Here is a 17,433-nt window from a genome sequence, read left to right as displayed (position 1 = left end):
CAAACAGGCTGATCCGGGGCTTCATCATTGTGGTATTCATTGGTCGCGGGCTGATGCCAGAATTTTACCGAACCTGCGAACGGCAGGATAGGTTTCTAGAGGTACCCATAACGCCAGGACTATCAAACATACGTCCTGAGGGACCAAGGCCGCCACAAGTCTGCCCGCCTTTGCCATCGGGAACGCAGATGTATTGATGGAAAAGCGGTCCAAACCTAAATGGAACGTTATTTAAATTTCGAGTACACATGAAAGTTGCCAACCCGAGCGGATCAATCTTGCTAACGGGATTGGCGTCGCCGTAGATGTAGGTATTAATCCCGCCAGCTAGGCCAATGGGATCGGATTGCACGTATCGAGCAGTGTCCGAGTCATAGTAGCGGTACCGGTTGTAATGCAGGCCCGTTTCGCGGTCTTCAAATTGTCCCTGGAAACGGAGCGGTTGTTCGAATTCGGGGACTGCGGCGCCGTAATGCCGACCATAGGCGCTGGCGGTGTTCCGTGCTCCCCACGCCTTGAAGCGGCCTGACCAGACGATCTCACCCTGGCTGTTGAACAGCTCGCGCGGGGTGCCGAGGTGGTCGCAATTGAAGTGGGCGATCCGGTCGGTCTTGGCTTCTTCGTCCGCCTCGTCTTTACGGCGACGCCACGCAGCTGCGTCATCGGTAGCCGCTTTGGCGTCCTGCTCCCGAACTTGTCCGCGCTTACTCGGTAAATCCCATTGCTGCACATTCGCGAGATAGACGGCGATGTTGGGGCGGGCGGCGTTAGAGCCGGCATCGGTTTCGTCGTGGCCCGTCATTGCGTGGTGGCCGCCCGCCGACTCGATTCTTGCCAACGGTACAAACGTATCGGGTTCGTATAGCAGCCGCCCTTGCACGTCGTAGTCGTAGCGCGTTTCGTGGTGGTGGAAGTCGATGGCGGCGCTGACGCGGTCGTCCTGGTCGTAGCGGTAGCGGCTGCGCTGCCCGGAGCAATCGGTGTAGGCGATCAACTGCCCGGACGGGTTGTATTCCAGCCGCGTGACGCCGCCTTTGGCGTCCTGCGTTTCGATGAGCCTGCCGAGCGCGTCGTAGCGGTGGCGGGTGGTGTGGCCCAGCGCGTCGGTATGGGCGGCGAGGCGCCCGGCCGCGTCGTAGCTCAGGCGCGTGGTGGCGCCGGCCGCGTCGGTGAGGACGCTCGCCTGTTGGTGCGCGTCGTAGGCGATGGTGGCGCGGCGGCCCAGCGCGTCCGTGCTGCTGGTCACGTTGCCGGCCGCGTCGTGGGTGTAGCGGGTGGCGCGGCCGGCGCCGTCTATTTCGTCGAGCAACATGCCGTCGCGGTCCCAGCGGCGCCGGCCCAGCGAGGTCGCGCGGGCGCCAGGGGCGACGCGGCGCACGTCGACGGCCAGCCAGTTGCCGTCGAAGGTGTATTCCAGCACACCGCCGAGGGCGTCGGTGACGCGGCTGGTGTCGTTGTCGATATAGTCGATGTGCAGGGCGTCGGAGCCGTCTTCGCCGACGCTGCCGGTGGCGCGGGCCTGGTAGCTGTTGGCCGGCGTGATCGGGTAACGCTCACGCAATTCGTCGTCGCCGAGCGGGCTGCCGCGCCAGCGTTCCCGCAGCGCGGCCAGGCTGATCCAGGTCAGCGTCGCCGTGAACCCGCCGTAAGTGGAGCAGGACAGCAGCAGATGGTGGCGATAGGCGTAGCGGCGGGCGGCGCCGGCGATGTTGGTCTGGCGGATCAGGTTGAAGCGTGGCGGCAGTTGGGCGAAGTCGTCCGGCGCGGCTGAACCGGATTCCGGTGGCGCGACTGCCCCGGCCGGGGGCGGGACCGTTTCGGCCGCGTAGTCGTAGCGCACGCGGCAGATCCGCGTGCCGTCGTCCCGCACTTCGTCGACGCGGCCGATGCGCGCGCCGCTCTGTTGCGTGCCGGCGGGCTGGTCGATGCGCATCGCTTCCAGGGTGCGGCCGTCGTCGTGGCGCACCCGCAGCAGCAAGGCGCCGGGCGCCGCCGCGTCGTGGCGTTCGATGGTGATGCCGCGCCCGTCGCGGCCGGCGGCGCGGCGCAAGGTGTAGCGCTGGGCGCGCTGGACGCTGCCGGGGACGAGCATGGCGTTGACGCCGTCGTGGCCGTGTGGCAGCCAGCTGTCGGCGCCGCTCGCATCCAGCGTGAAGAGGTCGGTGCTGCCATCGCGCCACGTCAGGATGAATTCATCGGCCTGTATTCGGGCGAGCGCGAAGCCTTCCTTGCGGTTGGCGAGCGATGGTCCGGCCGCAGCCAGCGGCGGCAGGCGGATGGCGCGCCCGCTGTCGTCGATGTAGATGATGCCGCCATCCGTCAGCAGCAGGCTGGCCGTGAACGGCGACGACCAGCGCGCGCCAAGCACGCTCCAGTCCGCGTGTTCCGAGCCGGACCGGTAACACCGCGTCCAGGCGATGGGATGCGGGCCGTCGAGCACGAAATCGGTCTGGTGCAGCACCTCCTCGCCGGTGCCGAAGTGAATCGGTTTGCTGCCCGAGACGGGATTGCCGCCGGGCGCCGAACTCCTTGGGCAGCTGTCGCTCGGCTTGTCCGATTTCGCCTCGGTGCTGAATGGCTTGGTCTTGCCGCCGCGCGGTTTGTCGGGCGGCGGTGATGGTGCGGGACGGTCCGATTTTTTTCCGGGTTGGGGCCGGTCCTCAAGCTCACGTTGCAATGACGTGAACAGTGCCGTTTGTGCAAGTTCTTCTATCTGGCCGGCTAGTTCCCCGGTCAAAATAAAGGTGGCGGCAATGTCCGGCAGGGCGGTAGCCGCATTGCCGGTGCGGGCAGATGAGGCTGGAATGGCCTCATCAGCTTGCGGGCCGGGGGGCGGGACCGATTTGTTGCAAGCGGGGACGCTGCGGCACGCCGCCCCTCTCGTAAATTTTCCCGATGGTGTTGCGGTTGTTCATCCACACTTCGCAACCCACCTGCACCGTGGCGTTGCCGTTGGCGCGCAAGGTCGCGCTCGCCGTTTTCGTTTCGACGCATTTGCCGTAGGTGCCGCTCTTGACGCCGCCGGCGGTGCCCGCTTCATCGCCTTTGACGGTGGGAATGGTGCTGCGCTGGTGCAGGATAACCGGCTCGCTGCGCGACTTGACGTTGGGCGACACGTCCGTCGCATCGGCAAACTCGCCCATGACCGAGTAGGGGATGGGCGGCGTGGCCGGGCCGATCGGTGTCTTGCAGATGTCGGGAGTCAGGCTGACGCAATAAAAGCGCGGCGACTTGGTGGCGGTTTCATCGGCCATGGCAGCTCATTTCTGGACCGGTGCGGGCGGCGTATCGGTTTGCCTGGCCGAATGTCTCGCCTCCTGAAGTTGAACCAGCAGAGCGAGGCGTTCCAGCTGCGCCGGTTCAGTAATGTGCATCAGGCGTGACGACGTCAGCACGGCGTCCGCGTCCAGATAACCCCGCCATACAATGTCGACGCGGCGCGTTTCGGGGCTGATGGTGACGGTATCGATCACCAGCGGCAGCACTATCAGTTGCTGCTGCTCGTTTCCCGCCAGGATGACCATGGCCTGGCGCAGCAGCGAAAATTGCAGCACGGTGTTGCCGCGCCGATCGATGCGACAGGCCGGATGGTCAGACCGGCACAGATTGATTAAGATGAAGCGCTCCTCACCTTGCAAGTACGGACATTGCTGGTCGACCGGCGCGCAATTCCAATACCCATAATCAAAATTGGCAGGCAATTGCGGCACGTCGTCGGGAATCCAGTCCGACTTTTCTTCGATGTGACCGATCAGCGCGCGACGCGGCAGCCAAGCCCGGCCGACCGCCCCCATGCCGGCCGGTGCCGGCTCAGCGCCGCCTTGCGCGCAGGCTCGGAACTGGCGCGCCGACGATGGCTGTGCGACGTAGGTGATCTGTGGCGCCGCCACGCGCACGCTGCGTGCCGCCTTCAAGTACCAGTTGCGTGCAAAACCACGGCCCAGCGGATTGCTTTGGCAGGCTTCGTGCGCGATGGGGTGTGCGGTCGGGTCCGCCGCAATGCCGCTGCCGGGCAAGCGCTCACGGTCGGGCACACGTTTCGCCGCCGCATCGGTGTGGAGGATTTGACATTGACCGCCGCCGGCATATTCATAACGCAGAGGCAATTGCTTCAAGGGCTTGGGCTTGGTCAGCCGCCATGCGGCGGGACGGACCATGCCGAGCGTGAGGAGATTGAGCGGCCACTGCAACATCCGGGTGAGAGCGGCTTTGCGCTTGAAGCCGCGCTCGCCGCACACCATTAATGTCTTATGAATCAGCACTGCGCGACTTCCTGGCTCAGATGTGGGCGTCGCAATGGACCGGTCGACCATCAGACGCACCGGAAACTCCCTGATCGCGGCCATCTTCGGCGCATAGGCGACCGCGTTGACGATGACGTCGCAGCGCGGCTTGAACGGGGCCAGATCGCTTTCCTCCAGCACGCTGGCCGCCGGATTGTCATCAAGGTGCTTATCGACCACGTTCAGCTTGATCGGCGCTGCCGTCGCGGCCAGCGTCGCCACCCCGCCGGCATCGCTGGCCCCCATGTCATAGCCGATTTTTGCGACGAAAACATGGAAGGCCGCGCTGTGCTGATCAATGGTGTCGAATTGAAGCGCGTCGTAAGGACTTCGATTGTCAAACAGGATGCCGGGCACGGCAGGGCGGGAGGAGGGCGCCGCCGGATGCGGCGGCCGGGCCGGTTTTGGGTCGGTGTCGGCCATGGTCATCCCGGATTGTGGTCGATGTCATCGCCGTGCACTTCGACTTTTTGCCTGCCCTGGATCAGGATTTCGTCGGCCAGCAGCGTGATGCGCGTCGGCGTGATGGTGATCACGGAAGCGCCCACGGTGATCTTGTGTTCCACTTCCGCCGTCAGCGAGCTTTCCTGGCCGACGATGACCGTCTTGGCCATGCCGATTTCTTCCACCTGGGCCATGCCGACGCTGGTATTCATCGCACCGATGACCGTGGTTTGATAGGCGGCCCCGACGAAGAGCGACTTGCCCATCAATATAGATTCCTCTTTGGCCAGCAAGACCAGCTCGCTGCGGTTACCGTCGATCACCACCTGCTCGTTTGCCCCGACGTGCTCGCTGCGCTCATGGCCGATATCGATCTGTTCGTCGTGGCCCACTTGCTCCGTTCGATTGTTGTGGATGGTGATTTTTTCGTCGTTGCCCACCGTCTCGGTGCGGTCGTGCGCGACCTGGATCGTTTCGTCGTGCCCGACGGTCTTGCCGCGGTCGTTGCCGACCGTGTGCGATTCGTCGTGCTCGACCTCGATACGCTGGTCTTTTTCCGCGTGCAGCCACACCTCTTCCTTGCCCTTGAGATCTTCGAAGCGCAACACGTTGGCGTTGTCCGGCGTGCCGTTGCGGGTCGAGCGCGTCACGACGCCGCTCTGGCTGCGATGGTCCGGCAAGTCCCACGGCGGCATGTTGGCGGAATTGAACAGGCTGCCCGTCACGACCGGCCGGTCGCAGCAACCGTTGAGAAATTGCACCGTCACTTCCTGGCCGATGCGCGGCAGGCAGATCTGGCCGTAGCCGCTTCCGGCCCAGTTCGTCGCGACGCGGACCCAGGGCGAACTCTTTTCGTTGAACTCGCCGACCCGGTCCCACCAGAACTGCAGACACACGCGGCCGAACTGGTCGGTGTAGATTTCCTCGTTGCGGGGACCGACGACGAGCGCCGTTTGTACGCCGTAGATGCGGACGTCGGTGCTGTGGAAGCCGATTTTCGGCCGCCAGCGGATGGTGTTGCGCAGGCAGGTGAAACTGTTGCGGTAGCTCGATTCGGCGCCGCGTCCGTTCTGGTAGTTGTTGCTGGCGGTGTGGCGCGCCGACAGGATCAGGTAGTCGCGCCCGGCGCGGTCGGGCTGCGGCGCGCCGTCGGCGTCCATGCGGTAGCCGCCGCTGAAGTGGCCGCTCATGGTGAAGGTGCGGCCCGGCTGCACCGCGCGGTGGTTGCCGCTGGCGGCGTAGTCCTGGCCGGCCGCATCGATGGCTTCCATGCGGCGCGCCGCCATGGCTGCGCCGTCGTCGTCGTTGCTGAAACCATAGGTGCCGGTGTCCTCGTAGACCTCGTACGGCGCCACCTTGCCCTGATGGTTGAGCGTGGGTCGCTCGACCAGTCCGGCGCGGGCATATTTGAAGTTGTAGCTGTTCAGGGTCACCTTGCCCGAGCCGATGCGCCGCATCGCTTCCCAGCGGTCGATGCCGTCGTCTTCCCGCGCGCCCGCCGCGCTCTGGTAGGGCATGTCGCCGGCGCCGTCGATGGCGGTGCGGCGGCTGCTGTCGTCGCTGATGAACAGCGTGTGGCCGTCGATGCGGTGTTCGTACCAGTACACCATCCCGGCCGCTTCCAGGCGCCGGTGCAGGTGGTTGTGGTCGCTCTCGTTGTACTGGATCGCCAGCGTCAGCCGGGGCGCTTCGTGCAGCAGCCGGTACTGGTAGTCGCGTCCCAGGTAGTTGACGAAGATCGCATCGCACAGCTCGGTCAGGCTCAGGAGGTGGAACGCGCGGCAATCGCGGCGCAGCCGCAGGAAGGCCAGCCACGGCCGCAGTTCCATGTGGTAATAGGCGAAGCCGCCGTCGGTCTTGACGAGGTGGAAGGCGAACACGTAGCCGTTGAAATAGCGCAGCGTGCCGTCGTCGCGCACCAGCGTGACCGTGACCATCTTGCCGGTGACGTCATCGAGCGCGATGCCCGCGTCGTCCGACAGCACCTCGACGTCGATCTCGAAATCGCGCGACATGGCTTCGTCGGCCACGATGGCGTTGACCAGCATGATGCTGTCGGGCCCGTCGCCGCGCGGGTATTCCATGCGCAGTAGGCGCCGGCCTTGCGCTTCCTTGTCGTAGACGGAGAGGAGGGCGCCGGCGCCCTGGAGCAGAGTCACGATGATGGTCCGTTGTCGGATGAATGCCAGCGGAAACTGTAGATGACGCGTGGAGCGCCGTTTTGCGCCAGCGCAAAAGCATGGCGCGGCACCGGCGTTATTGCTGGATCATGCGATCTGGATCAGGTAGCGCGTTTCGCCCCAGTCCGCAGTGGCCGGCCGGGTCGAGAGCACGCAATTCATGCCCAGCCGCAGGCCGGCGGCCGCGTCCAGCGTGGGGGCGCGCATCTCGGCGCCGCGCAGCACCAGTTGCACCTCGTACTGCAAGGTCGGCGTTTCAAACATCGACAACATGCTTTTCAACGCCGCCGCGCCGGCCGCGTCCTTGAGGAAATGGTCGTGCTGCGCGCGGTTCAGCGGCCCGAGGCGTATGCCCACTTTCAGGTCGCGGCGCCACAGACGGGGACCGAGCGTGAAGCCGGCGCCGAGCCGGTTGTTTTGTTTGCCCAGCCGGGTGCTCTGGTCCGGCGCCAGCAGATGCCAGCGTCCCAGGTTCGGTATCACCGTGACCGGAATGGCGAAGTACTCGCTGAGTACGCGTTGCATGGCCGCCGCCGTCACCGGCCGCTGGCGAAACGCGGCGGCGTAATAGGCGGCGACGGCGTCCGGCATGGTGCCGCCGCCGCCGCCACCGGACAGTGCCAGCAGCAGGGGCAGCAGGCCATCGTTGCCGTCGTCGCGCGTCAATTCCAGCCTGTGCTTGCGCCAGGCGAGGTAAAACAGGGCCACCATGCGATTGGAGAACAGGTCGATGAAGGCGCGCGGCCCCTGGTCGCCGTGGTCGCGTTCGCGCGCGGCGATGCGCTCGCTGTAGTGGTTGGGCATGGCGCCCTGGTTACCCAGAAAGCCGATGAAGGCCGGCGTGATACGGATGCGCTGCAACTGCCCGGCCGCCAGCGCCGCCGACAGCTGCGCCTGCGTCCGCACCGCCGCGCCGGCATCGACGTCGGGCGAGAGCGCCTCGATCTCGCTGGCGGGAAAGTTCAGCGACGTGCTGTTCTGAAACTGTAAATAGTCGGTCAGCGCGGACGAGCGCGGCACGCCGTGCCGCACCATCCACCGTTCGAGCAGCCGCACCGCCTGCACGAAGTCGAAGCGGTACGGTGCGTCCAGCAGCTGCCCGATTATTCCAGGAGCGTTTCCCCGCTGCGTCGTGGGCATCGCATGAGCTCCTCTCCGGTGCGGCTCGATACGGCCAGCAATTGCGTGAAGACATTGATCTGGGCGTGCAAGCCGAAAAAATGGTCGAGTATTTGGCTGAACAGGACGATGCTGCTGCCGATAAAGGCATCCTCGTCGAGCGCCAGGCGGATTTCAATGCCGGGCATTAAGGCGGCGCTGGGCTTGCCGGGTATCCACGCCATCAGCACTTTATAGTCGAGGCTGACCATGCCCCGGATCTGGCGTTGGCTGATGGCCGAGCGCGGCAGATCGTACAGCGTCAGCGTCTTGCGCAATTCGTCCAGGCCGAAGCTGCTCAAGTCGCGGTGGTTCAAGCTCAGATGCGCGATCAGCCGCCAGTGGGCGCCGTTGCCCGACGCGAAACGGTAGGGAGGGCTGGGCTTGCGCAGCAGGCGTACGGGCGCGTGATGGCTTAGCCCGTCCATCGTCAAGTCGCCCTCGGGCTGGCCGTAGCTGAGCGCCGTCGGCAGGTCGCGGTTGCTGCACAGCAGCTCCACCGACAGCGTTTGCGTGGACAGGTCGACGGGCGTGAGCTCGGTGTCGACCAGCGCGATCCGCATTTCGTGGCCGGGGCTCAGTTCGGCGACCACGTCGTCGCGCCGCATCACCCAGTAGCGGCCCGCCGCAGCGGGATCGCCGTGGCGCATGCTGTAAAACGGCAGCACGGCTTCGACGCCGTCCTGGCGCGCGACGTCGGTGATGAGCGTGGCCGACTCGATGCCGTAGATTTCGTAAGCGGCAGGGCAAGCCGCGTCGGCCAGCAGGGCATAGTCCGGCGCCGTGTGCCGGATGCTGACCGGCGCCGACGGGCGCGCGAACAGGTTGACGACGGGCGCGCAGTGCAGCAGCAGATTCTGGGCCGATATCTTGCCCAGCGCCCGCGCCATCGCCGAGGCGCCATGCATATTCTCCAGCGCCAGATGCAGCGTGCAGCTGCGGCAGCCGGGCGGCATGGACCGGCTGATTTCCGTCCAGTCGAGGTCGATGAAATTGAATTTGTCGGGGAAGGCGAAGTATTCGGTCAGCAGGCGATAAGCCGGCTGCGAGCGGGCGGGAAAGGGAATCAGCGCCTGGTCTTCCGCGAAGCCGACGGCGGCGACGGGCACGTGGCGCAGTGGCCGCCAGGCATCGTCGCCGGCGAAGCTGACGTAGGCGGCGCCGGCGCGCGTGAACAGGGCATCGCGCACGGCCGCGCACAGCATGGGATCGCCGTTGATGAACAGGCGCCGCGACGTCAGGCCCATTGCGTCGATGGCGGCGGTGCCGACGCCGTCGATGGCGATGCTCAGGCGGGAGGTGGCGTCCATGGGCAGGCGGATGCCGGCCGGCGCCGTGATGTGGCTATCGAAACGCACGCCGGCCACGCTCACCGGTGCGATCACGATGTCGCTGGTGGTGCGGAACAGGCAGCTCACGCCGCGCACCGCCGTCGATTTCAGGAGGGCGCCGCGGCGTATCGTTTGCGGCTGGGCCGGCAATGGCGTGGCCGACTTCGGCAAGTCCAGCACGATGATCGAGCACGATGGCAGCGGACGCAGGTAATGCGGGTACAGCATTTCCAGCAGCGACTCGGTGAACAGGGGGTAGTCGTCGTCGAGCCGCTTCGAGATCCGCGCCGCCATCAGTGCCGTCGACTGGATCAGTCGCTCCACTTGCGGGTCCTTGCACTCGTTTTCACCCATCAACAGCTGGTCGGCCAGGCCGGGGAAACGTTGATTGAAACCGTGGCCGTAGTGGCGCAGCAGGGCCAGTTCGATCTGGTAATGCATCAGTAGCTTTTCCACCGCGCCGCTCCGCTGGTCTAAACACAGCATGCTGTCACCGAAGCAAGTGGTCGTGTTTGATTACGGGCAAGTTACATGTCCGGGCGGCGGGGAGGGCGGTCGGCCGATTGAATAAAATTCATGTTTTTTACATTTCGCCATACTTTGTTGTATTTCAAGCGAACTAGATATATTTGACTTGCTATACCTATTATCAATGAAAGAGAATACCGCCTTTCTGCAAAACTGGCACGTTCACTATAGACATCCCCACGATGCGCCCCGAACGTGCCGCCGCGTGCCCTCAAAGATCCTATTGACGGTATGACAAGACGGCAGGCAAGCTCTTTCGGTTGGAAGGGCCAGCCCGCCGGTTTCGCCGTGCTCCACAGATTGCGCGCGTAACTATAAGAGCGGACAAAAGAGAAAACAGGAGACAACTGTTGATAACTCTTTGCAAGTTTTTTACTTAAATCGGGAAATACATAATGAAATTGTCCAAGATGCACAAGCGCCTGTTGGCGTTGAGCGCAATGCTGCCTATGGGTTCCGCGATGGCACAGCAAGCGCCAGCCGCTCCCGCCACGCCCCAGCTGGAAACGGTGACCGTGACGGCCCAGCGCCGCACGGAAAACATCCGCGACGTGCCGGTGGCCGTCAGCATGCTGAAAGACGAAGTGCTCGACGTCATCACCTCCGGCGGCGGCGACATCCGCGAACTGGCCGGGCGCGTGCCGAGCTTGAACATCGAATCGTCGAACGGCCGTACCTTCCCGCGCTTCTACATCCGCGGCTACGGCAATACCGACTTCAGCACCTTCGCTTCGCAGCCCGTGTCGCTGATCTATGACGATATCGTGCAGGAAAACCCGATACTGAAAGGTTTCCCGATCTTCGATCTGGCCGACGTGGAAGTGCTGCGCGGCCCACAGGGCACGCTGTTCGGCCGCAACACCCCGGCCGGCGTCGTCAAGTTCGAATCGGAAAAGCCGAAGCTGGGCAAGACCGAAGGCTATTACAACGTCTCGACCGCCACCCACGGCACCGACAACTTCGACGGCGCCGTCAACGTGCCGCTGTCGGACGAGTGGGCGATGCGCGTGTCCATGCTGCGCCAGCACCGCGACAACTTCGTCAGCAACATCGCCACCGGCCAGAAGGATGCCTACGAGGGCTATAACGAGGAAGCCGAGCGCGTCCAGTTCCTGTACCAGCCGAACACCACGTTCAACGCCTTGTTCAATGTGCACTCGCGCGAGACCACCGGCAGCGCGCGCCTGTTCCGCGGCAATCTCATCAAGAAGGGCACGAACGACTTCGCGTCCGGCTACGACTTCGACTCGATCGCCACCAACGGCCTGAACATGCAGAACCTGAGCACCAACGGCGCCAACGCCCGTCTGAGCTGGGATCTGGGTTCGGTCAAGCTGTTCTCGATCACCGGTTACGAAGGCGTGGACGGCTACTACAGCCGCGGCGACATCGACGGCGGCACCACCGCCACCGGCGCCAATCCGGTACCGTTCCAGGTCCAGACCGGCGGCGGCTTGAGCGGCCTGACCCAGTACACCCAGGAATTCCGCGCCGAGTCGAAATACGACACGCCGCTGAACTGGCAGGCTGGCGTGTACTACTTCAGCGAAAACGCCAACGGCTTCAGCAACAACTACGACAGCACCACCGAGTTGCAGACCTCGCACCTGGCCAGCCATCAAAAGAATACGGCTGAAGCCGTGTTCGGCTCGCTGAGCTACGCCGCCACCGACGCGCTGATGTTGCGCGGCGGCCTGCGTTACACGGACGACAAGAAGCAGTTCAACACGGTGCAGGCGGTCAACGTGGTGCAGGTCGGCCCGCAGGCGGTCGAAGAGAGCAAGAGCAAGACCAACTGGGACCTCAGCGCAGCCTACAAGCTCGACAAGGACACCAGCCTGTACAGCCGCATCGCCACCGGTTTCCGCGCGCCGAGTATCGCCGCCGCCAACAGCTCGGTGCCGATCACCGTGGCCGCCGCCGAAACCATCACGTCCTACGAAGCGGGCATCAAGGCCGACTTGTGGAACCGCCGCGGCCGTGTTGCCTTCAGCGTGTATGACTACACGATCAAGAACCAGCAGCTGACCGTGGTCGGCGGCACCTCGAACGTGACCAAGCTGATTAACGCCGCCAAGACCCAGGGTCACGGCGCCGAAGTCGACTTCGAAGCCTTCGTCACGCCGGACTTCAAAGTCACCGCCGGCGGCAGCTACAACTTCACCAAGATCGATGATCCTACCCTGTCCGTCGCCAAGTGCGGCCAGTGCACGATCACCAATCCGGTCAACGCCGCGGGCAATCCTTTGATTAACGGCAACCCGTTGCCGCAAGCGCCTAAGTGGATCGTCAACGCCACCGCGCGTTACAACATCCCTACCGAAAACGGCAACTTCTTCGTGCTGACCGACTGGGCTTACCGCAGCAAGATCAACTTCTTCCTGTACGAGTCGACCGAGTTCACCGGTAAATCGTTGCTCGAAGGCGGCTTGCGCGCAGGCTACAACTGGGCCGGCGGCAAGTATGAAGCGGCTGTCTTCAGCCGCAACATCACCAACACCAAGCGCATCGTCGGCGGCATCGACTTCGACAACCTGACCGGTTTCGTCAACGATCCGCGCCAGGTGGGCGTGCAGTTCAAGGGCGGCTTCTAAGCCCGGAGCGACATTGTCGGCGGCCGCGGCGGATTTTTTGGCCGCAGCCTAGACAGTGCCGTGGCGGCCGTATATAATGCGGCCTCTTTTCCCTGATAGCTCAGTTGGTAGAGCGACGGACTGTTAATCCGCAGGTCCCTGGTTCGAGTCCAGGTCGGGGAGCCAGAATTTAGAAGGGCCGCATCGTGAGATGCGGCCCTTTTTCTTTGCCCTCAAAGCAGTGCTCAGGGGGTGGATAAAAGTTGCTATAAATTTATTTTCAATATAAAAATGAAAATGAATTGATTTTCCCCAAGTTGATGATTAAAATTGCCACATCACTTAACCCATCAATAAAACGAGGAATTGCCATGAGCCCACGTATCGCCCGCATTGCCGCTATCGCTGCCATTTTCGCCGCCGGCGCCGCCCATGCGGCATCGCCCAACATGGTCAAAAATGGCACTTTCTCGCTGGTCAATGACCTGAGCGTGCCGACCGATGGCTATGTCGTCGTCGATGCCGGTTCGGACGCGATCAAAAACTGGACCGTCGGCAAGGATTCCGTCGACGTCGTCAACGGCAGCATGTACCACGCGATCGACGGCTTCAGCATCGACATGATCGGCACTCCTGGTCCTGGCGAACTGTCGCAAAAAATCAAAAACCTGCAAGTCGATACCAGCTATCTGCTCACGTTCGACCTGGCCCTCAATCCTGGCGCCGCCAAGGGCGCGGTGAAAGTGGAGTTCCTGGGCGAGACCTTCACCTTCAAGGCGCCGACGGACGGCAGCGTCACGTTTGAAAGCCAGCTCTTCACCAGCAGCTCTGTGCTGTCGGCCGGCGACGCCAAACTGAAATTCTTCAGCGTTGACAAGGGCGATTCGTATTCGGGCGCCATCCTCGACAACGTGACCCTCACGGCCGCCGTGCCGGAACCGGAAACCTATGGCATGCTGCTGGGCGGCCTGGGCCTGATCGGTTTCATCGCGCGCCGCAAGCGCAACAAAGCTGCCTGAGCACCGCTCGCGCTCTGAATCAAGCCCGCCCCGTGCGGGCTTTGTTGTTTTTAACGGTAGTCGGCGTCGTCGAGCAGCATGTCTTCAAAAAAGGCGCCGTAGCGGCGCTGCGGATCGCGCAGGTGGATTTCCAGTATCCAGCGCATGGCCGACGGGCTCAGGTCGTAATCGGCCAGCGGACCGGTGTGGATGGTGGCGTGCGGGAAGTCCGACACCCGGTGTCCCGGCAAATCGAAATTCAATTCCCAGCCCATGGTGCGCGCGATGCGGTCGGCGCGGGCGTACAAGGCCCTGCCGCTGAGGCGTTCGCGTTGCCAGATGGCGCGCAGCTCGTGGAACAGCTGTTCCGCGTCGCGTGCGCAGCGCTCATAGTCGGCGTGGCGGCCAACCACGAAGGAGGCGCCGCCGTCGCCTTCCCACGCTTCGACGCGGGGCGCGATGTCGATGAAGAACAGGTCGTTTTCTTGCAGTATCACGCCGGCCACCGAAGCCTGCTTCATCGGCTTGATGGTATTAGTGCCGAAGCGCACGCGCGTCGGGTGCCAGCTCAGCGCCAGGCCGGCATCGAGCAGCACTTGCTTGGCCATGTCGACCGCGTCTTCCTCGACCATGCCGGGCATGACGCGGGCGGCGATGTCGCGTATCGCCCGCCGGGTTTTTTGACGCGCCAGCAACATGCCGTCGACGGAAAAGGCCGGGCCGACGCGTTCGGCCGGATGGACCCGCTGCGCCGCCGCCGTGGCCGTCGTATCGTCGGCCGTATAGTCTGTCGTATCGTCTGTCATATCGCTGCTGGCCGCATTCAACGCTGTGTTCATTTCACTGTCCTTCAGATGAGCCGGCCGGGTTGCCGGGGAGTGCAGTCATTATCGGGACAGCGCCGGCATGGCGATAGCGCGCTCAGGCGTGGTTTCCGGCCAGAATAGGGGCGTTTGCCGCCAACGCCCCGGCGGCGTCGGCGGGGGAGGGCTACCGCATGGAATCGGTTACACTGCCGGTGGACCTCCGGCTGCCTGCCGGCCCCACCGGTTTTTTGCCCTATCTTCCACGCCACCTTTCCACGCCGCCATGACCAACACCGTCACGCTCCTCGCTTTCCCCGGCGTGCAATCGCTGGACGTGAGCGGGCCGCTCGATGTGTTCGCCGAAGCCAACCGTTTTTTGGCGCCGCAAGACCATTATCGTATCGAGGTGCTGGGTGTCGAACGGGGCTTGATGGCGTGCTCGAACGGCTTGCAGATCCAGGCCCAGCGCCATTTCAGCGACAGCAGCGGCGCGCTCGACCTGCTGCTGGTGGCCGGCGGGCCGTCGCTGCTGCGCCAGGATTTCGGCGAGGAGCTCAACGTCTGGCTGCGCGCGGCCACGCAGCGCGCGCGCCGCTATGGCTCGATCTGCAACGGCGCCTTGCTGCTGGCGCGGGCCGGGCTGCTGGACCACAAGCACGTGACCACGCACTGGAACGACGCCGCCGCCCTCGGCGCGCTGTGCCCGACGGCGCGGGTCGAGTCGGACCGGCTGTTCATCCAGGACGGCGCGCTCTACACGTCGGCCGGGGTGACGGCCGGCATCGACCTGTCGCTGTTCCTGCTGGCGCAAGACCACGGCGGCGAAGTCGCGCTGAACGTGGCCAAGCGCCTCGTCGTCTTCACCCAGCGCGCCGGCGGGCAGTCGCAATTCAGCCCTTTCCTGACACCGTATGTGGAAGCGACATCGGCCGTGGCGCAGGTGCAGGATCACGTGCTGAGCCATCTGGCGCAAGACTTGTCGGTGGCCGTGCTGGCCGGCATCGCCGGCATGAGCACGCGCTCGTTCTCGCGGGTGTTCGTGCGCGACGCCGGTGCCACGCCGGCCGAATTCGTCGAGAGCGCGCGCGTCGACGCGGCCCGCGTGATGCTGGAAAACAGCGCGCTGCCGCTGAAGACGGTGGCCTACCAGTGCGGCCTGCGTGACGCCCAGCATCTGCGCGACGTGTTCAAGCGCCGCCTCGGCGTATCGGCCCAGCAATACCGCCTGCACTTCGGCATACCGCGCGAGCCCGGATAGGGCGCGGCGGCTTCGGCAGGCCGGGCCCGATTCGGCGATAATCACGAGCATCTCTTACACCCCCACGAGGATCATCATGCACGATTTGTCCGCCTTCCCGATCACCGCCAAATGGCCGGCCCGTTTCCCCGAACGCTTGCAGCTGTATTCGCTGCCCACGCCGAACGGCATCAAAATCTCGACCATGCTGGAGGAAATCGGCCTGCCCTACGAGGCGCACCTGGTCAGCTTCGATCGCGGCGACCAGACCTCGCCGGCGTTTCTGTCGCTCAATCCCAATAACAAGATCCCCGCCATCCTCGATCCCGACGGTCCCGACGGCAAGCCGCTGGCGCTGTTCGAGTCCGGCGCCATCTTGCTGTATCTGGCGGAAAAAACTGGCCAGCTGATTCCGACTGACGCGACCGGCCGCTACGAAACCATACAGTGGCTGATGTTCCAGATGGCCGGCGTCGGGCCGATGTTCGGCCAGCTCGGCTTCTTCCATAAATTCGCCGGCAAGGAGTATGAAGACAAGCGCCCGCTGGACCGCTACGTCGGCGAGGCCCAGCGTCTGCTGGCGGTGCTGGAGCAGCGCCTGAGCGGCCGCAGCTGGATCATGGGCGAGCAATACACTATCGCCGACATCGCCACCTTCCCGTGGCTGCGCACGCTGGTCGACTTTTATGCGGCGGGCGAGCTGGTCGGCATGGAGCGCTATCCCAACGTGATGCGCGCCTATCAGGCCTTCATGGCGCGGCCGGCCGTGCAGAAGGGCATCGTCACGCCGCAGCGCGGCTGAGCACGCCGGCCGTCACCCTCCACCAAGGCAAGGCGGCGGCCGCCGCCGACCTTGCCACCGACCTTACACATTCTGCCCGCCACTAGTTCTAATGGGAGAAGGCAGTTCGACCCCGCTCATTTACAATGTCCCGAATCGAGGTAAATACGTCTCTTGGGATATTTGCTTCACGCCTACACTACATGCATCAACTCCGATAACCATGAAGAAGGAAGCAAAAATGAGCACCTCAACGACCAAAGGCACGGCCCTCATCACTGGCGCATCGACCGGCATCGGCGCCATTTACGCGGACCGCCTGGCCCGCCGCGGCTACGACCTGATACTGGTTGCGCGCGGCATCGACAGCCTCGACAAGCTGGCCGCCAGCCTGAGCGCCAGCACCGGCCGCAAGGTCAGCACCATCAAGGCCGACCTCAACGTGAAGGCCGACCTGCGCGCCGTCGAACAGCGCCTGGCAAGCGACGACAGCATCACCATGCTGGTCAACAACGCCGGCCTGGGCGCGACGGCCCCGCTGCTCGATTCCAACATCGACGACATGGAAGCGATGATTTCGCTCAACGTGACCGCGCTGACCCGCTTGACCCACGCCGTGGCCCCGCGCCTGGTGGCCAGGGGCGCCGGCGCCATCATCAATATTTCGTCCATGGTGGCGGTGGCGCCCGAGGTGTTAAATGGCATCTACGGCGGCAGCAAGGCCTTCGTGCTGGCGCTGACGCAGTCGATGCACAAGGAGCTGAGCGCCAAGGGTGTGCAGGTGCAGGCCGTGTTGCCGGGCGCCATAGCGACGCCGTTCTGGGGTTTGGCCGGAACGCCGATCGAGCACCTGCCGGCTGAAATCGTCATGACGGCCGATGATCTGGTCGACGCGGCGCTGGCCGGTTTCGACCAGGGCGAAGTGGTGACGTTGCCGTCGTTGCCCGAGCTGGCCGACTGGAACAATTTTGAAGCGGCGCGCCTGGCGATGGGTCCGAACCTGTCGCGCGTCAAGCCGGCGGTCCGCTACAACGTGAAGTAAAGCGGGAAGGGCTGCGGCCCTGTCATAAAAAATGGCGCCCTGACTGGGCGCCATTTTGCTTTTGCGGCGTTG

12 protein-coding genes and 1 tRNA gene are annotated in these 17,433 nt (G+C 64.1%); 6 read left to right on the top strand and 7 right to left on the bottom strand.

Features of this window, described 5'->3' with window-relative positions; translation table 11 throughout:
* Positions 1–64: 64 nt before the first annotated feature.
* The 6 genes from Q0S71_RS01560 to tssF all read right to left on the bottom strand — a co-directional run bounded on the left by Q0S71_RS01560 (position 65) and on the right by tssF (position 9,852).
* Entirely contained in the window at positions 65–2,737 is a 2,673-nt protein-coding gene (locus Q0S71_RS01560; protein WP_295990341.1) for an RHS repeat-associated core domain-containing protein, read from the bottom strand.
* A 76-nt stretch (positions 2,738–2,813) separates the two neighbouring features.
* Positions 2,814–3,254 (bottom strand): DUF4150 domain-containing protein, encoded by a 441-nt coding sequence (locus tag Q0S71_RS01555; RefSeq protein WP_295990339.1) that lies wholly within the window; start codon positions 3,252–3,254, stop codon positions 2,814–2,816.
* Positions 3,255–3,260: 6 nt separating this feature from the next.
* Positions 3,261–4,706 (bottom strand): DUF2169 domain-containing protein, encoded by a 1,446-nt coding sequence (locus Q0S71_RS01550; RefSeq protein ID WP_295990337.1) that lies wholly within the window; start codon positions 4,704–4,706, stop codon positions 3,261–3,263.
* 2 nt (positions 4,707–4,708) lie between these two features.
* The gene (locus tag Q0S71_RS01545) at positions 4,709–6,886 is read right to left on the bottom strand and encodes a type VI secretion system Vgr family protein (protein WP_295990334.1); all 2,178 of its coding nucleotides are present in this window, start codon (positions 6,884–6,886) and stop codon (positions 4,709–4,711) included.
* Between the two features lie 108 nt (positions 6,887–6,994).
* Positions 6,995–8,047: a type VI secretion system baseplate subunit TssG gene (gene tssG / locus Q0S71_RS01540; protein ID WP_295990332.1), complete on the bottom strand. Its 1,053-nt coding sequence runs from the start codon at positions 8,045–8,047 to the stop codon at positions 6,995–6,997.
* Complete coding sequence (tssF, locus tag Q0S71_RS01535; RefSeq protein WP_295990331.1) at positions 8,011–9,852, bottom strand: type VI secretion system baseplate subunit TssF; 1,842 nt, start codon at positions 9,850–9,852, stop codon at positions 8,011–8,013. The genes tssG and tssF overlap by 37 nt, the downstream gene beginning before the upstream one ends.
* A gap of 464 nt (positions 9,853–10,316) precedes the next feature.
* Between tssF and Q0S71_RS01530 the strand changes: the two genes are divergently transcribed.
* The 3 genes from Q0S71_RS01530 (at position 10,317) to Q0S71_RS01520 (ending at position 13,516) form a co-directional block, all read left to right on the top strand.
* Complete coding sequence (locus tag Q0S71_RS01530) at positions 10,317–12,518, top strand: TonB-dependent receptor (RefSeq protein ID WP_295990349.1); 2,202 nt, start codon at positions 10,317–10,319, stop codon at positions 12,516–12,518.
* An 89-nt stretch (positions 12,519–12,607) separates the two neighbouring features.
* Positions 12,608–12,683 (top strand) — tRNA-Asn (locus Q0S71_RS01525).
* Between the two features lie 185 nt (positions 12,684–12,868).
* On the top strand, positions 12,869–13,516 hold the full coding sequence (locus Q0S71_RS01520; protein WP_295990330.1) for an FxDxF family PEP-CTERM protein: 648 nt from the start codon (positions 12,869–12,871) through the stop codon (positions 13,514–13,516).
* A 50-nt stretch (positions 13,517–13,566) separates the two neighbouring features.
* Here Q0S71_RS01520 and Q0S71_RS01515 read toward each other — a convergent pair whose 3' ends face one another.
* The gene (locus tag Q0S71_RS01515) at positions 13,567–14,193 is read right to left on the bottom strand and encodes a M24 family metallopeptidase (protein ID WP_295990348.1); all 627 of its coding nucleotides are present in this window, start codon (positions 14,191–14,193) and stop codon (positions 13,567–13,569) included.
* A gap of 391 nt (positions 14,194–14,584) precedes the next feature.
* Between Q0S71_RS01515 and Q0S71_RS01510 the strand changes: the two genes are divergently transcribed.
* The 3 genes from Q0S71_RS01510 to Q0S71_RS01500 all read left to right on the top strand — a co-directional run bounded on the left by Q0S71_RS01510 (position 14,585) and on the right by Q0S71_RS01500 (position 17,361).
* A complete protein-coding gene (locus Q0S71_RS01510; RefSeq protein WP_295990327.1) occupies positions 14,585–15,559 on the top strand; it encodes a DJ-1/PfpI family protein in 975 nt (324 codons plus the stop codon).
* 76 nt (positions 15,560–15,635) lie between these two features.
* Positions 15,636–16,340 (top strand): glutathione binding-like protein, encoded by a 705-nt coding sequence (locus Q0S71_RS01505; RefSeq protein ID WP_295990325.1) that lies wholly within the window; start codon positions 15,636–15,638, stop codon positions 16,338–16,340.
* Between the two features lie 220 nt (positions 16,341–16,560).
* Positions 16,561–17,361 carry an SDR family oxidoreductase gene (locus tag Q0S71_RS01500; RefSeq protein WP_295990323.1) on the top strand — a complete coding sequence of 267 codons (801 nt, stop codon included), beginning with the start codon at positions 16,561–16,563 and terminating at the stop codon, positions 17,359–17,361.
* The last annotated feature ends 72 nt before the right edge of the window (positions 17,362–17,433 follow it).

The sequence above is a fragment of the Rugamonas sp. genome (assembly GCF_025354735.1).
Classification (GTDB): Bacteria; Pseudomonadota; Gammaproteobacteria; order Burkholderiales; family Burkholderiaceae_D; genus Rugamonas.
This window is presented reverse-complemented; position numbering and strand designations above follow the sequence as displayed.

Coding starts and splice junctions, on each gene's coding strand:
- Q0S71_RS01555 (WP_295990339.1), bottom strand. CDS start 3,254: ATGGCCGATGAAACCGCCACCAAGTCGCCGCGCTTTTATTGCGTCAGC.
- Q0S71_RS01550 (WP_295990337.1), bottom strand. CDS start 4,706: ATGGCCGACACCGACCCAAAACCGGCCCGGCCGCCGCATCCGGCGGCG.
- tssG (WP_295990332.1), bottom strand. CDS start 8,047: ATGCCCACGACGCAGCGGGGAAACGCTCCTGGAATAATCGGGCAGCTG.
- Q0S71_RS01520 (WP_295990330.1), top strand. CDS start 12,869: ATGAGCCCACGTATCGCCCGCATTGCCGCTATCGCTGCCATTTTCGCC.
- Q0S71_RS01515 (WP_295990348.1), bottom strand. CDS start 14,193: ATGTTGCTGGCGCGTCAAAAAACCCGGCGGGCGATACGCGACATCGCC.
- Q0S71_RS01510 (WP_295990327.1), top strand. CDS start 14,585: ATGACCAACACCGTCACGCTCCTCGCTTTCCCCGGCGTGCAATCGCTG.
- Q0S71_RS01505 (WP_295990325.1), top strand. CDS start 15,636: ATGCACGATTTGTCCGCCTTCCCGATCACCGCCAAATGGCCGGCCCGT.
- Q0S71_RS01500 (WP_295990323.1), top strand. CDS start 16,561: ATGAGCACCTCAACGACCAAAGGCACGGCCCTCATCACTGGCGCATCG.